We start from the raw sequence: 15813 nt of genomic DNA, 5'->3' as shown, positions 1-15813 counted from the left end.
AGGTAAAAAAAGCCCCGCACTTCTCTCGAAGGCGGGGCTTTTTTGCGGCTCAGGATCAGAACAAATCGATCGGTGCCGCTTCGTCCGCTGGCAGTGGGCTGCCCGGTGCTGTGCCGTTGCTCAGTTCATTGACCGATGGCGGCGTGTCCTCGGCCTTGAACAGCTCGAAGTAGGCCCCAGGTGTGCCTGGGCTCGCTGCACGCCCGCTGATCGGGTCGACCCGCAGGCTGAGAAGGCCTTCCGGCTCCGCTTGCGTGTGTGGCGGCTTGTCCTTGAGGGCGGCGCCCATGTAGTTGATCCAGATCGGCAATGCGACGGTACCGCCGAACTCCTTGCGCCCCAGGCTTTCAGGCTGGTCGAAGCCGGTCCAGACCGTGGTCACGTAATCGGCGTTGTAGCCGGAGAACCAGGCATCCTTGGATTCGTTGGTCGTACCGGTTTTGCCTGCGATGTCGGAGCGGCCCAGCGCCAGGGCGCGACGGCCGGTGCCGAGCTTGATGACGTCCTGGAGCATGCTGTTGAGGATGTACGTGGTGCGTCCATCAACAATGCGTTCGGCCACGGCCGGTGTTTGTGGTGCGGGTGTTGTGCCAGGAATTTCGCTCGGGGTTGCATTGACCGTGATGGCTTCAGTCGCTGGCACGGCAATACCGTCGCTGGCAGCGCCACCCTGAGGCACGCTCGGCGGGTTGGCGCGGAACAGCGTATCGCCGTTGCGGCTTTCGATCTTGTCGATGATGTACGGGGTGATCTTGTAGCCGCCGTTGGCGAAGGTGCTCCAGCCGGTGGCGATCTCCATAGGCGTCAGGGTTGCGGTGCCCAGCGCCAGGGACAGGTTGGGCGGCAGATCCTGCTTGTTGAAGCCAAAGCGGGTGATGTAGTCAATGGTCTTGCCAACGCCCATCGCCTGCAGCAAGCGAATCGATACCAGGTTGCGCGACTTGTAGAGCGCTTCACGCAGGCGGATCGGGCCAAGGAACGTGTTGGTGTCGTTCTTCGGGCGCCAGACCTTGTCCAGGTACTCGTCAACGAACACGATCGGCGCGTCGTTGACCAGGCTGGAAGCGGTGTAGCCGCTGTCCAGCGCTGCACTGTAGACGAACGGTTTGAAGCTCGATCCGGGCTGGCGCTTGGCCTGCATGGCGCGGTTGTAATTGCTCTGCTCGAAGGCGAAACCACCGACCAGCGAACGAATCGCGCCGTTCTGCGGATCAAGGGAGACCAGCGCGCCCTGAGCCTGTGGAATCTGACTGAATTTCAGTGAATTGTCCGGCTGGCGCTGCACGCGAATCAGATCGCCAACCTGCGCCACGTCCGAAGGCTGCTTCGGATTGGGGCCCATGCTGTTGGTGTTCAGGAATGGGCGAGCCCATTTCATGGTGTCCCAGCTGACAGTTTCCTGGCCAGTGCGGGTCAGTACTTGCAGGCCGTTCTTGTCGACCTGGGTCACGATGGCCGGCTCAAGGCTGCTGATGGTGCGCTGCTTGGTCAATTCCGTTGCCCAGGCTTCGCGAGTCTTGCCCGGCAGACGCGATTCCGGACCACGGTAGCCATGGCGCCGGTCGTAAGTTATCAGGCCTTCGTGGAGGGCGGTGTTGGCCAGTTCCTGAAGGTTGCTCGGTACCGTGGTGGTAACGCGGAAACCTTCGGTGTAGGCGTCGCTGCCGTAGCGGCCGACCATTTCGGCGCGGGCCATTTCAGCGATGTACGGCGCATTCACCTCCGGTGTCGGCACGTGATAACTGGCGTTCAGCGGTTCGTTGACGGCGGTGGTGTAGTCTGCTTCGGTGATTTTGCCGAGCTTGTACATGCGGCCCAGGATCCAGTCGCGACGTTCCTTGCTGCGGGCCGGGTTGGCCAACGGGTTGAAGCGCGACGGTGCTTTTGGCAGGCCGGCGATCATTGCCATCTGCGCCAGGCTGACGTCGCGGATCGACTTGCCGTAATAAACCTGCGCCGCCGCCTCGATACCGTAGGCGCGGTTACCCAGGTAGATCTTGTTGACGTATAGCTCAAGGATCTCGTCCTTGGTCAGCTGTCGTTCGATCTGCAGGGCCAAAAGGATTTCGGTGGTTTTGCGCGAGAAGCTGCGTTCGCTGGTCAGGAAGAAGTTCTTCGCGACCTGCATGGTGATGGTGCTGCCGCCGGACTGAATGTGTCCGCTTTTGATCAATTGGGTCGCGGCACGCATCAGGCTGCTCGGATCGACGCCGTAGTGGTTGGCGAAGTTATCGTCTTCAGCACTTAGTAACGCATTAATGAAATTGGGGGGAATGTCGGCGAAACGGATCGGAGTACGGCGCATTTCGCCAAACTCTGCGATCAACTTGTCGTCGCTGCTGTAGACGCGCAGGGGAATCTGCAACTGGATGCTTCGCAGGGCCTCCACGGACGGTAATCCAGGGCTAAGGTAGAGAAACGCCCCGCTCAGACCCAGAAGGAGTCCGCAGAAAACCGCGACGATGGACCAACCGAAAAACTTCAGCAGACGAATCAAGGCTTTGGGATATCCAGGGCAAAAAATGAATTGGGCATCAGGGTTCAGGGTAAAGGAAACGAACCACGCTTGAGCAAATGCGAAAAAAAACGCTGGGCATTATAAGCACTTTTCTGTCGGGCAGCGTCATTTGCACAGCTGTCAAGACGGGCGGGTTGAACGCAATGGACATTGCAGAGTCCGTAACTCACGGATAGTCATAGGGAATTGGTAGTGCTAGGACTCTTCAACAAAAAAGCCAAAACGCTGTTAGGCATCGACATCGGATCCACCTCGGTGAAATTGCTCGAATTGAGCCGTCAGGGTGATCGCTACCGGGTCGAGGCCTATGCGATCGAGCCGCTGCCGACCGGTGCCGTGGTCGAAAAGAACATCGCCGAACTCGAAGGGGTGGGGCTCGCGCTTGCTCGCGTGCTGGTCAAAGCCAAAACCGGACTGAAGAACGTCGCCGTGGCGGTGGCCGGTTCAGCGGTGATCACCAAGACCATCGACATGCAGGCTGGCCTTTCTGACGATGAAATGGAGACCCGGCTGAAGATCGAGGCTGACCAGTACATTCCCTACTCGTTGGATGAAGTCGCCATCGACTTCGACGTTCAGGGTGCATCAGCGCGCAATCCCGAGCGTGTGAATGTGCTGCTCGCCGCCTGTCGCAAGGAAAATGTCGAAGTCCTCGAAGCGGCCCTGACGCTGGCCGGCCTCACGGCTCGAGTGGTCGATGTCGAGGCTTATGCAGTGGAGCGTTCGTTTGGCGTGCTCGCCAGCGGGTTGGCAGCCTCCGGCGAGGGCTTGACGGTGGCGCTGGTCGATATCGGTGCGACCATGACTACCCTGAGCGTGCTGCACTGCGGGCGGATCATCTACTCGCGGGAACAGTTGTTCGGTGGTCGACAGCTGAACGAGGAGATTCAGCGGCGCTACGGCTTGAGCGTGGAGCAGGCAGACCTGGCGAAAAAGAATGGTGGGCTGCCGTCGGACTACGTCAATGAAGTGTTGCAGCCCTTCCGCGAGGCATTGGTGCAGCAGGTTTCCCGTTCGTTGCAGTTGTTCTTCGCCTCGGGTCACTCCAAAACGGTTGACCACATCTTGCTGGCCGGTGGCACCGCATCGGTCCCGGGGCTGGAGCGCTTGATCGAGCAGCAATTGAACACGCCGACCCGGATCGCCAATCCATTCTCGGACATGGTTCTGGGCGGCAAGGTCGATGGCGTTGCCCTGGCCAATGATGCGCCCGCGTTGATGATTGCCTGTGGGCTGGCCCTCAGGAGTTTCGACTGATGGCGCGCATCAATCTTTTACCCTGGCGCGAAGAACAGCGTGAAATCCGTCGCAGGCGCTTTTTAGGCGTTCTGGTTGCCGTGCTGATGGGGGCCGCTGGCACCGTAGCGATTGCGAGTCAGATCCTCGATGGCGCTGTCGAGCGGCAAGTCGCCCGTAATGATTACATCGGCAAGCAAATAGCCATCGTCGATGAGCGGATCAAACAGATCAGTGATCTCAAAGAGCGTCGCCAGCAATTGGTCGAACGCATGCGCATCATCCAGGACCTGCAAGGCAATCGCTCGATCAACGGGCGCGTCTTTGACCAGTTGACCCGCACCTTGCCCGACGGTGTGTATTTCACCGAAGTCAAAATGGCCGGCAATGTTCTGTCTATCACGGGCGCGGCGGAGTCCAACCATCGGGTTTCTGACCTGATGCGCAACCTGGACGCTTCGGACTGGTTCGATGCGCCGAGCCTGACCGAGGTCAAGGCGAGCGCGGTCGGTCGGGTTGATCAGGCCAACGTCTTTCAACTGACCGTGCGTCAGGTTCAGCCCGCAGCGCCGGAGGCGGGCGAATGAGTCCCACCGAGTGGTTCGACGGGTTGCGAAAAATCGACATCAGCGATCTGGACAGCAGCAACATCGGCTCCTGGCCCCCGGCAATCAAAGTCCTGGTGGCCTGCTTGCTGATGATTCTGGTGCTGGCAGTGGGCTACAGCTTTTCCATCAGCGAGCTGGAGGGGCAGCTTGATCTGAAGCGCGAGCAAGAGTTGCTGCTCAAGGAACAGTTTGCGGCCAAATCGCGTATGGCCGCGAATCTGCAGCCCTATACCCGGCAGATGGAGGAAATGGAGGACGCCTTCAGCGTGCTGTTACGGCAATTGCCCAGCGACACCGAAGTGCCCGGTCTGCTTGAAGACATCACGCGTACCGGCCTGGGCAGCGGCCTGGAGTTCGAAGAAATCAAACTGCTGCCGGAAGTCTCCCGGCCGTTCTACATCGAATTGCCGATCCAGATCACCGTCACCGGTGGCTATCACGATCTTGCGATGTTCGTCAGCGGCGTGGCGCGCTTGCCTCGAATCGTCACGTTGCATGACTTCGAACTTGCACCGGTCAATCCCGAGGCCGGGGCGAAGTTGCGCATGAGCATTCAGGCCAAAACGTATCGCGACAACGGCAAGGGGTTGGCGCAATGAGCCTGCGTAATCTGGCGATTGTCCTGCTGTTGGGTGTACTCGGCGGGTGTGGTGGCGATGATGACGTCGCTGACCTGGATGCGTACATGAACCAAATGCGCTCGAGTACGCCGGGCAAGATTGAACCAGCGCCGACATCCCGGTCTTACCCGGTATTCACTTACAGCGCCGGGAACCTGCGAAGCCCGTTTTCGCAGCAGGTGCGAATCGATCGGGCGGGTCAGAAACAGGGCTCTCGCAACGTCAGCCCCGACCCTGATCGGGTCAAGCAATACCTCGAAGGTTTCAACATCGAGCAATTCGAAATGGTCGGCACCCTCTCCAATGCAGCGGGCTCTTTTGCGTTGCTGCGCGGGGCGGGGGGTGTGCATCGACTGAAAGTCGGCGATTACCTGGGGCGCAACGACGGACGGATAGTCGCCATCAGCAGCTCGCAAGTCGATGTGATCGAAATCGTCCCGGACGGTGAGGGCGCGTGGCTGGAGCGACCCCGGACCCTCCCTTTGAAAGAGCACTCATAGTGGAACAAAAATAATGAACAGGATTTTTTCCACCCTCGGTCTTTCGCTATGGATAGCGATGTTGTCGCCGATGGTACAAGCGACCAGCCTCAAAACGCTGGATGTCGACGCGTTGCCAGGGGGGCGCGTTGAGTTGAAGTTGTCATTCGATGGGCCGCCTCCGGTTCCTCAGGGCTACACGACAGAATCACCCGCCCGAATCGCGTTGGACATGCCGGGCGTTGTCAGTCAGCTCGCCACCAAGACCCATGATTTGGGAGGCGGCAATGCCCGCAGCGCCACGGTCGTCGAGGCCAAGGATCGTACGCGGCTGATCATTAACCTGAACCAACTGTCGCCGTACGATTCACGGATCGAAGGCAACGATCTGTTCGTCGTGGTCGGGCAAGAGGTCAGACCCCTGGTCTCACAGCGGGCCCCCGCTGCTGCATCAAGCCCGGCACGAAATACTGCGCCCGCAGGCAAAGCCATTCGTGGCGTGGATTTTCAGCGCGGGACCCAGGGTGAAGGCAATGTCGTGATCGACTTGTCGGATCCGTCGATGGCTCCCGACATTCAGGAGCGCGACGGCAAAATCCTCCTCGGGTTTGCCCGGACGCGACTACCTGAGCCATTGCGCGTACGGCTGGATGTGAAGGATTTCGCTACACCGGTGCAGTTCGTCAAGGCCAGTGCGACCGGCGATCGGGCGACCATCAGCATTGAACCCAGCGGGGCCTTCGAATACTCGACCTATCAAACCGATAACAAGCTGACGGTCAGCATCCGCCCGATGACCGTCGACGACCTGCAACAGCGCAATACCAATCGGCCCTACAGCGGGGAGAAGCTCTCGCTGAACTTTCAGGACATCGATGTGCGCTCAGTCCTGCAATTGATCGCCGATTTCACCAACCTCAACCTGGTGGCCAGCGACACCGTACAAGGCGGCATTACCTTGCGCTTGCAGAACGTTCCGTGGGATCAGGCGCTGGATCTGGTGCTGAAAACCAAGGGGCTGGATAAGCGCAAGGTTGGCAATGTCCTGCTCGTTGCGCCGGCCGACGAAATTGCCGCCCGCGAACGTCAGGAGCTCGAATCGCAAAAGCAGATCGCCGATCTCGCGCCGTTGCGCCGGGAGCTGTTGCAGGTCAATTACGCCAAGGCCGCCGATATCGCCAAGCTGTTCCAGTCGGTGACCAATGCCGAGGCGAAAGCCGACGAGCGGGGTTCTATCACCGTCGATGAGCGCACCAACAACATCATTGCCTACCAGACTCAGGACCGTCTCGACGAATTGCGTCGCATCGTCGCGCAACTGGATATTCCGGTACGTCAGGTGATGATCGAGGCGCGGATCGTCGAAGCCAACGTCGACTATGACAAGAGTCTCGGGGTGCGCTGGGGTGGTTCGATACAAAACAAAGGTAACTGGAACACCTCCGGCGTCAGCAATGGCGTCAACGGTTCGTCGACCATCGGTACGCCCGGCAGTACCAGCACCAATACACCGTTCGTCGACTTGGGGGCTGCGGCAAATACCTCGGGAATCGGCATTGCGTTCATTACCGATAACGTCTTGCTGGACCTTGAACTGACCGCCATGGAGAAGACCGGCAACGGCGAAATTGTCTCGCAACCCAAGGTGGTCACGTCCGACAAGGAAACCGCAAAAATCCTCAAGGGCACCGAGATTCCTTATCAGGAAGCCAGCTCCAGCGGCGCTACGTCGGTGTCCTTCAAGGAGGCTTCGCTGTCGCTGGAGGTGACGCCGCAGATCACGCCGGACAACCGGATCATCATGGAGGTCAAGGTCACCAAGGACGAGCCGGATTACCTGAACATGGTCCAGGACGTGCCGCCGATCAAGAAAAACGAGGTCAACGCCAAGGTCCTGGTCAACGATGGCGAGACCATCGTCATTGGTGGTGTTTTCTCAAATACTCAGAGCAAGGTTGTAGATAAGGTGCCATTTCTTGGCGATGTGCCGTATCTTGGCCGCCTTTTCCGGCGTGACGTGGTTTCGGAGAAAAAATCCGAGCTGTTGGTGTTTCTCACACCGCGTATCATGAATAACCAGGCGATTGCTGTGAGTCGTTGATTCTGTGCGAAATTTGATTCTTGTAGGACCGATGGGCGCTGGAAAAAGCACCATCGGCCGATTGCTGGCCAAAGAGTTGCGCTTGCCATTCAAAGATTCCGATAAGGAAATTGAATTACGCACGGGCGCCAATATCCCATGGATTTTCGATAAGGAAGGCGAACCGGGCTTTCGTGATCGCGAGGAGGCAATGATTGCCGAATTGTGCGATTACGACGGTGTGGTGCTGGCGACCGGTGGTGGCGCAGTCATGCGCGAAGCCAATCGGCGGGCGCTGCACGCCGGTGGACGGGTGGTTTATCTGCATGCCTCTGTCGAGCAGCAGGTCGGCCGCACGGCCCGCGACCGCAATCGACCGCTGTTGCGCACCGCCGATCCGGCCAAGACCCTTCGGGATCTGCTGGCCATCCGCGATCCGCTTTATCGGGAGATCGCCGATCTGGTGGTCGAAACCGATGAGCGGCCTCCGCGAATGGTCGTGCTGGATATTCTCGAGCGTTTGCAGCAGCTGCCGCCCCGTTAAAACGCCGCTCGAAATGCGCTATCCTCGGCGTCCTGCCATGACCGCTCAAGGTTGTGGCGGACGGCTTGCGATTGGCGTCATACCAGCAAACGCCGTGGACATTCGTTAACCCAAGGCAAGACGCCTGATTTCATCTTCACTGTGGGGACACATGCAGACACTCAAGGTCGATCTAGGCGAGCGCAGCTACCCGATTCATATTGGCGAAGGTTTGTTGGATCAGCCTGAGCTGCTGGCCCCGCACATTCGCGGACGGCAAGTGGCGATCATCTCCAACGAAACCGTTGCGCCGCTTTATCTTGAACGTCTGACCCGCAGCCTGTCGCAATTCTCGGTGATCTCCGTGGTGCTTCCCGATGGCGAAGCCTTCAAGACCTGGGAAACCCTGCAACTGATTTTTGATGGCCTGCTGACTGCGCGTCACGACCGTCGCACCACGGTGATCGCCCTCGGTGGCGGCGTGATCGGCGACATGGCCGGTTTCGCGGCAGCCTGCTATCAGCGTGGCGTCGATTTCATTCAGGTCCCGACCACGCTGTTGTCGCAAGTCGACTCTTCCGTGGGTGGCAAGACCGGGATCAACCACCCGCTGGGCAAAAACATGGTCGGCGCCTTCTATCAGCCGAACGTAGTGCTGATCGATACCGCCAGCCTCAATACCCTGCCGGCCCGTGAGCTCTCAGCTGGCCTGGCGGAAGTCATCAAGTACGGTTTGATCTGCGACGAGCCGTTCCTGACCTGGCTCGAAGACAACGTCGACCGCCTGCGCAATCTGGATCAACAAGCCCTGACCTATGCCATCGAGCGCTCTTGCGCGGCCAAGGCGGCGGTGGTCGGTGCCGATGAAAAGGAGACGGGTGTTCGCGCCACGTTGAACCTGGGGCACACTTTCGGTCACGCCATCGAAACCCACATGGGCTATGGTGTCTGGCTCCATGGGGAAGCGGTCGCTGCTGGCACCGTAATGGCTCTGGAAATGTCCGCGCGTCTGGGCTGGATCAGTGAGCAGGAACGCGATCGCGGCATTCGCCTGTTCCAGCGTGCCGGGTTGCCGGTTGTCCCGCCAGAAGAGATGAGCGAAGCCGATTTCCTCGAACATATGGCAATTGATAAAAAAGTGATCGACGGTCGTTTGCGCCTGGTGCTGCTGCGCCAAATGGGCGAAGCGGTGGTGACCGACGATTATCCGAAAGAGGTTCTACAGGCCACGCTGGGAGCGGATTACCGCGCCCTGGCTCAGCTTAAAGGTTAATAAGATCGAGATGACTAGTTTGCATGCCGACGAGGCGTTCCTCGGCCATTTCCAATTGAGTCATGACCCTTTTGCTCCGCGGGTTCCTGGCTTCAAATTCTTCCCGGCCCAGCGCAAACCGGTACTGGGGCAACTGCATCATCTGGCGCGTTACAGCCAGTTGTTGCTGGTCGTCACTGGCCCGCAGGGCAGTGGCAAGACCCTGCTGCGCCAGGCCCTCGTGGCCAGTACCAACAAGCAAACGGTGCAGAGCGTGGTGGTTTCCGCCCGTGGTGCCGGTGATGCGGCGGGTGTCCTGCGCCAGGTGGCCCAGGCGCTGGACGTGGCGCACGCCGAAATCGACGCAATCCTGGCCCAGGTGGTGCAACTTGCCCTTACCGGGCAGGAAGTCTACCTGCTGGTGGATGATGCCGAGCAGCTCGACGAGTCCGCGCTTGAAGCCTTGATGGGCCTGGCTGCCGGCGCGCCGGAAGGTCGCCCACATGTGTTCCTGTTCGGTGAGTCGTCGCTGATTGCTCAGCTTGATGCGTTGCACCTTGAGGAAGAACGCTTCCACGTCATCGAGCTGCAGCCTTACACCGAAGAAGAGACCCGCGAATATCTGGATCAGCGCCTTGAGGGTGCGGGTCGGGGTATCGAACTTTTCACCGCGCAACAGATCTCTGATATTCACGAAAGCTCCGACGGTTGGCCTGGCAACATCAACCAGGTCGCCCGCGATGCAATGATCGAAGCCATGATTGCCAGCCGCTCAGCGGTGAAGCGTCCAAAAATGGGGTTCAATATGCCGAAGAAACACGTATTGGCGATTTCCGCCGTCGTCGTGGTCGCGGTAGCCGCCGCCTGGTTGATGCCAGGTCGCAGCAAAGCACCGAGTACCGGCGCGCCGGCCAACGAACAGGCGCAATTGCCACTCGGCCAGGGCGCGCCACAATCGAGCGATGGCGCTCCGTCCGTCGAATTCGCCGGCAACACGCAGCCGATGCCTTTGCCGTTGGTCGGTAACTCGCAGCCGGTCATGCGTGGCCCGCTGGCCGAAGCGGCGGGTGGCATCACCGAAGGCGATGATGGTGTGCCGCTTGAAGGTTCGAGCGATACACCGCCAACCGTGACCACGGTTGCGCCGCCAGCGGGCGTTACGGCCGGTGCTGCGCCGACGCCAGCGGCCAAGCCGACACCTGCGCCGACTCAAGTCGCTACAGCCAAGCCGGCACCGGTTCCGGCGCCTGCCGCCAAGCCTGCTCCAGCGCCTGCCAAACCGGCCGTCGCCGCAGCCAAGCCTGCCGAGAAAACCGCGCCTGCCGCCAAGGCCGCTGGCGGTACCTGGTATGCCGGTCAGGCGCCGGGCAACTACGTGGTGCAGATCCTCGGCACCAGCTCTGAAGCGAGCGCGCAAAGCTTCGTGAAAGAGCAGGGCGGCGAGTACCGTTATTTCAAGAAAGTCCTCAACGGCAAGCCGCTTTACGTCATCACTTACGGCAATTTCTCCAATCGTGATGCAGCCGTTTCCGCCATCAAGGCCTTGCCAGCGAAGGTTCAGGCTGGTAAACCTTGGCCTCGCACTGTCGCCAGCGTCCAACAGGAACTGGCAACAACTCGCTGAAGATTCGGCGGCCTTACCCAGGCCGCCTCTCCAGGCACCTCAAAATCTCTGCAAGTGCGCGCCGTCTCTACAGACTGCGTGCCTTGTGGTGTCTGCGTCACAGTAGTCTTTGAGTCGTTGCGGTCAGAATTAAAAAAAGTTTTGACTAGCACAGCGTATCGCTTTAAACCTTTCACAAATGCGACATAGATTTGCGACATCTCGTCGTCAAATTTGTGAGCCTCTGTGTCGGTGTGTACAATGACCTCCCTTTTGCCCCCGCAAAGCTGGCGTACGTTCGGCGCGGAAGGTAACTAGTTGAATTGAAAAGAAATTTGCCTCGATAAGAGGCAGCCTGGTGAGAAAGTGTCTATGAAAGCAGGTCTGTACCAACCAGATGAATTCAAGGATAACTGCGGTTTCGGCCTGATTGCCCATATGCAGGGCGAGCCCAGTCATACCCTTTTGCAAACGGCCATCGAGGCCCTGACCTGCATGACCCACCGCGGTGGGATTAATGCCGACGGCAAGACCGGTGACGGTTGCGGTCTGCTGATTCAAAAGCCGGACGCGTTCCTGCGCGCTATCGCCCAGGAAACCTTCGGCGTTGAAATTCCCAAGCAATATGCGGTGGGCATGGTTTTCTTCAACCAGGACCCGGTGAAAGCCGAAGCCGCTCGCGAGAACATGAACCGCGAGATCCTGGCCGCCGGTCTGCAACTGATCGGCTGGCGCAAAGTGCCGATCGACACCAGCGTCCTCGGCCGCCTGGCCCTTGAGCGCCTGCCGCAGATCGAGCAGGTGTACATCGGCGGAGAAGGCCTGAGCGATCAGGACATGGCCGTCAAACTGTTCACCTCCCGTCGTCGCTCGTCCGTGGCCAACGCCGCCGACAGCGATCACTACGTGTGCAGCTTTTCCCACAAGACCATCATTTACAAAGGCCTGATGATGCCGGCGGATTTGACCGCCTTCTATCCAGACCTGAGCGATGAGCGCCTGCAAACTTCGATTTGCGTGTTCCACCAGCGCTTCTCCACCAACACCCTGCCGAAATGGCCGCTGGCTCAACCGTTCCGCTTCCTGGCGCACAACGGCGAGATCAACACCATTACCGGCAACCGCAACTGGGCCGTGGCCCGTCGCACCAAGTTCACCAACGATCTGATGGATCTGGAAGAACTCGGCCCGCTGGTCAACCGTGTCGGTTCCGACTCCTCCAGCATGGACAACATGCTCGAGCTGATGGTCACCGGTGGCATCGACCTGTTCCGTGGCGTGCGGATGATCATTCCGCCTGCGTGGCAGAACGTCGAGACCATGGACCCGGATCTGCGTGCGTTCTACGAATACAACTCGATGCACATGGAACCGTGGGACGGCCCGGCCGGCGTGGTAATGACCGACGGTCGTTACGCGGTGTGCCTGCTCGACCGTAACGGTCTGCGTCCGGCACGTTGGGTGACCACCACCAACGGCTTCATCACCCTGGCTTCGGAAATCGGCGTCTGGAACTACCAGCCTGAAGACGTGATTGCCAAAGGCCGCGTTGGCCCGGGCCAGATCTTTGCCGTGGACACCGAAACCGGCCAGATCCTCGACACCGACGCCATCGACAACCGTCTGAAGTCCCGTCATCCGTACAAGCAATGGCTGCGCAAGAATGCCCTGCGCATCCAGGCAACCATGGAAGACAACGACCACGGTTCGGCGTTCTACGACGTCGATCAGCTCAAGCAATACATGAAGATGTATCAGGTCACGTTCGAAGAGCGCGACCAGGTGCTGCGTCCGCTCGGCGAGCAGGGCTACGAAGCCGTTGGCTCGATGGGCGACGATACGCCGATGGCCGTGCTGTCCCAGCGCGTGCGTACGCCGTACGACTATTTCCGCCAGCAGTTCGCGCAGGTCACCAACCCGCCGATCGACCCGCTGCGTGAAGCCATCGTCATGTCGCTGGAGATCTGCCTCGGTGCCGAGCGCAACATCTTCCAGGAGTCGCCGGAACACGCCTCGCGCGTGATCCTCAGCTCGCCGGTCATTTCCCCGGCCAAGTGGCGCTCGCTGATGAACCTCGATCGTCCGGGCTTCGAGCGCGCGATCATCGATCTGAACTACGACGAAAGCGTCGGCCTGGAAGCTGCGATCCGCAACGTGGCCGATCAGGCTGAAGAAGCTGTGCGCGCCGGTCGTACTCAAGTCGTGCTGAGCGACCGTCATATTGCCCCGGGCAAGTTGCCGATCCATGCTTCCCTGGCCACCGGCGCTGTGCACCACCGCCTGACCGAAAAAGGCCTGCGTTGCGACTCCAACATCCTTGTCGAAACCGCGACTGCACGTGACCCGCATCACTTCGCCGTGCTGATCGGTTTCGGCGCCTCTGCCGTTTATCCGTTCCTGGCCTACGAAGTGCTGGGCGACCTGATCCGGACCGGTGAAGTGCTGGGCGACCTCTACGAGGTGTTCAAGAATTACCGTAAAGGCATCACCAAGGGCTTGCTCAAGATCCTGTCGAAGATGGGCATCTCGACCATCACTTCGTACCGCGGTGCGCAGCTGTTCGAAGCCATCGGCCTGTCCGAGGAAGTCTGCAACCTGAGCTTCCGTGGCGTGCCGAGCCGCATCAAGGGTGCGCGTTTCGTCGACATCGAAGCCGAGCAGAAAGCCCTGGCCACCGAAGCCTGGAGCCCGCGCAAGCCGATCCAGCAAGGCGGCCTGCTGAAGTTCGTCCACGGTGGCGAATATCACGCGTACAACCCGGACGTGGTCAACACCCTGCAAGCCGCTGTGCAGCAGGGCGACTACAGCAAGTTCAAGGAGTACACGTCGCTGGTGGACAACCGCCCGGTGTCGATGATCCGCGACCTGCTGAAAGTCAAAACCCTCGACACTCCATTGGACATCAGCGAGATCGAACCGCTGGAATCGGTGCTCAAACGCTTCGACTCCGCCGGTATCTCGCTGGGCGCCTTGTCGCCGGAAGCTCACGAAGCCCTGGCCGAAGCCATGAACCGCCTCGGTGCGCGTTCCAACTCCGGCGAAGGCGGCGAAGACCCGGCGCGCTACGGCACCATCAAGAGCTCGAAAATCAAGCAAGTCGCGACCGGCCGTTTCGGTGTAACCCCGGAATACCTGGTCAACGCTGAAGTGCTGCAGATCAAGGTCGCCCAGGGCGCCAAGCCGGGCGAAGGCGGTCAACTGCCAGGCGGCAAGGTCAACGGCCTGATCGCCAAACTGCGTTATGCAGTGCCGGGCGTGACCCTGATTTCGCCACCGCCGCACCACGACATCTATTCGATCGAAGACTTGTCGCAGCTGATTTTCGACCTGAAACAAGTCAACCCGAAGGCACTGGTCTCGGTGAAGCTGGTAGCAGAAGCGGGCGTCGGCACCATCGCCGCCGGTGTGGCCAAGGCCTATGCGGACCTGATCACCATCTCCGGCTACGACGGCGGCACCGGCGCATCGCCGCTGACCTCGATCAAATACGCGGGCGCTCCGTGGGAACTCGGCCTGGCCGAAACCCACCAGACCCTACGCGGCAACGACCTGCGCGGCAAAGTCCGGGTACAGACCGACGGCGGCCTGAAAACCGGCCTCGACGTGATCAAGGCAGCCATCCTCGGCGCTGAAAGCTTCGGCTTCGGCACCGCGCCAATGATCGCCCTGGGCTGCAAATACCTGCGCATCTGCCACCTGAACAACTGCGCCACCGGCGTTGCGACTCAGAACGAGAAGCTGCGCAAGGATCACTACATCGGTACCGTCGACATGGTGGTGAACTTCTTCACCTACGTCGCCGAAGAAACCCGTGAGTGGCTGGCCAAGCTGGGCGTGCGCTCCCTCGAAGAGCTGATCGGCCGTACCGATCTGCTGGAAATCCTCGAAGGTCAGACCGCCAAGCAACATCACCTCGACCTGACCCCGTTGCTGGGCAGCGACCACGTGCCGGCGGACAAGCCGCAGTTCTGTGGCGTTGAGCGCAACCCGCCGTTCGACAAGGGCCTGCTGGCCGAGAAAATGGTCGACATGGCCACCTCGGCGATCAACGACCTGAGCGGCGCCGAGTTCGCCCTGGATATCTGCAACTGCGACCGTTCCATCGGCGCACGGATCTCCGGCGAAATCGCGCGCAAGCACGGCAACCAGGGCATGGCCAACGCGCCGGTCACGTTCCGCTTCAAGGGCACTGCCGGTCAGAGCTTCGGCGTGTGGAACGCTGGCGGCCTGAACATGTACCTGGAAGGCGATGCCAACGACTACGTCGGCAAGGGCATGACGGGCGGCAAGCTGGTCATCGTTCCGCCGAAGGGCAGCGTCTACCGCACCCAGGACAGTGCCATCATCGGCAACACCTGCCTGTACGGCGCCACTGGCGGCAAGCTGTTCGCCGCCGGTACCGCGGGCGAGCGTTTCGCCGTGCGTAACTCCGGTGCCCACACCGTCGTGGAAGGCACTGGCGATCACTGCTGCGAGTACATGACCGGTGGTTTCGTCTGCGTTCTGGGCAAGACCGGTTACAACTTCGGCTCTGGCATGACCGGCGGTTTCGCCTACGTGCTCGACCAGGACAACACCTTCGTTGACCGGGTCAACCACGAACTGGTGGAAATCCAGCGGATCAGCGGCGAGGCGATGGAAGCCTACCGCAGCCATTTGCAACGCGTGCTGAACGAGTACGTCGAGGAAACCGACAGCGAGTGGGGTCGTGAACTCGCCGAGAACCTCGATGATTACTTGCGTCGTTTCTGGCTAGTCAAACCTAAGGCGGCGAGCTTGAAATCTCTGCTCTCCAGTACTCGTGCGAATCCGCAGTAACGACGCAGCTGCAAGCGGCAAGCTTCAAGCCGCAAGTTAACAGCAGTGCGCGTTGTGCCTGCCACCGTGATTGTCT

The 15813-nt window shown here is 60.0% G+C and carries 10 protein-coding genes; 9 read left to right on the top strand and 1 reads right to left on the bottom strand.

Annotated features, from left to right (window positions below; genetic code table 11):
* Window positions 1-55: 55 nt before the first annotated feature.
* Window positions 56-2497, bottom strand: a complete 2442-nt coding sequence (locus QYH43_RS02965) for a penicillin-binding protein 1A (protein WP_095056490.1) — start codon at window positions 2495-2497, stop codon at window positions 56-58.
* Window positions 2498-2710: 213 nt separating this feature from the next.
* On the opposite strand from QYH43_RS02965, the gene QYH43_RS02960 reads away from it, so the two are divergent.
* From QYH43_RS02960 to gltB, 9 genes are all read left to right on the top strand, one after another.
* Window positions 2711-3775 carry a pilus assembly protein PilM gene (locus tag QYH43_RS02960; protein WP_301156231.1) on the top strand — a complete coding sequence of 355 codons (1065 nt, stop codon included), beginning with the start codon at window positions 2711-2713 and terminating at the stop codon, window positions 3773-3775.
* Window positions 3775-4341, top strand: a complete 567-nt coding sequence (locus QYH43_RS02955; RefSeq protein WP_095151766.1) for a PilN domain-containing protein — start codon at window positions 3775-3777, stop codon at window positions 4339-4341. Before QYH43_RS02960 ends, QYH43_RS02955 begins: the two co-directional genes overlap by 1 nt.
* Window positions 4338-4961: a type 4a pilus biogenesis protein PilO gene (locus QYH43_RS02950; RefSeq protein ID WP_301156229.1), complete on the top strand. Its 624-nt coding sequence runs from the start codon at window positions 4338-4340 to the stop codon at window positions 4959-4961. The genes QYH43_RS02955 and QYH43_RS02950 overlap by 4 nt, the downstream gene beginning before the upstream one ends.
* A complete protein-coding gene (locus tag QYH43_RS02945; RefSeq protein WP_301156228.1) occupies window positions 4958-5482 on the top strand; it encodes a pilus assembly protein PilP in 525 nt (174 codons plus the stop codon). The genes QYH43_RS02950 and QYH43_RS02945 overlap by 4 nt, the downstream gene beginning before the upstream one ends.
* A 13-nt stretch (window positions 5483-5495) precedes the next feature.
* Window positions 5496-7562, top strand: coding sequence for a type IV pilus secretin PilQ family protein (pilQ, locus tag QYH43_RS02940; RefSeq protein ID WP_301156227.1), 2067 nt, complete (start codon window positions 5496-5498; stop codon window positions 7560-7562).
* Between the two features lie 4 nt (window positions 7563-7566).
* Window positions 7567-8085, top strand: coding sequence for a shikimate kinase AroK (gene aroK, locus QYH43_RS02935; RefSeq protein ID WP_053153402.1), 519 nt, complete (start codon window positions 7567-7569; stop codon window positions 8083-8085).
* 151 nt (window positions 8086-8236) lie between these two features.
* On the top strand, window positions 8237-9337 hold the full coding sequence (aroB, locus tag QYH43_RS02930) for a 3-dehydroquinate synthase (protein ID WP_095056484.1): 1101 nt from the start codon (window positions 8237-8239) through the stop codon (window positions 9335-9337).
* A 10-nt stretch (window positions 9338-9347) separates the two neighbouring features.
* On the top strand, window positions 9348-10940 hold the full coding sequence (locus QYH43_RS02925) for an AAA family ATPase (protein ID WP_095056483.1): 1593 nt from the start codon (window positions 9348-9350) through the stop codon (window positions 10938-10940).
* A gap of 351 nt (window positions 10941-11291) precedes the next feature.
* Window positions 11292-15737 (top strand): glutamate synthase large subunit, encoded by a 4446-nt coding sequence (gene gltB, locus QYH43_RS02920; protein WP_301156224.1) that lies wholly within the window; start codon window positions 11292-11294, stop codon window positions 15735-15737.
* Window positions 15738-15813 lie beyond the last annotated feature (76 nt).

Origin of the sequence: Pseudomonas sp. C32 (genome assembly GCF_030417915.1) — a bacterium.
Lineage (GTDB): Bacteria > Pseudomonadota > Gammaproteobacteria > Pseudomonadales > Pseudomonadaceae > Aquipseudomonas.
The sequence above is the reverse complement of the archived record's forward strand: the minus strand, read 5'-3'. Positions and strand labels throughout refer to the sequence as shown.

Excerpts from the sequence above, each read along its gene's own strand:
- QYH43_RS02925 (WP_095056483.1), top strand. The coding sequence starts at position 9,348 with ATGACTAGTTTGCATGCCGACGAGGCGTTCCTCGGCCATTTCCAATTG.
- QYH43_RS02945 (WP_301156228.1), top strand. The coding sequence starts at position 4,958 with ATGAGCCTGCGTAATCTGGCGATTGTCCTGCTGTTGGGTGTACTCGGC.
- QYH43_RS02955 (WP_095151766.1), top strand. The coding sequence starts at position 3,775 with ATGGCGCGCATCAATCTTTTACCCTGGCGCGAAGAACAGCGTGAAATC.
- aroB (WP_095056484.1), top strand. The coding sequence starts at position 8,237 with ATGCAGACACTCAAGGTCGATCTAGGCGAGCGCAGCTACCCGATTCAT.
- pilQ (WP_301156227.1), top strand. The coding sequence starts at position 5,496 with ATGAACAGGATTTTTTCCACCCTCGGTCTTTCGCTATGGATAGCGATG.
- QYH43_RS02950 (WP_301156229.1), top strand. The coding sequence starts at position 4,338 with ATGAGTCCCACCGAGTGGTTCGACGGGTTGCGAAAAATCGACATCAGC.
- gltB (WP_301156224.1), top strand. The coding sequence starts at position 11,292 with ATGAAAGCAGGTCTGTACCAACCAGATGAATTCAAGGATAACTGCGGT.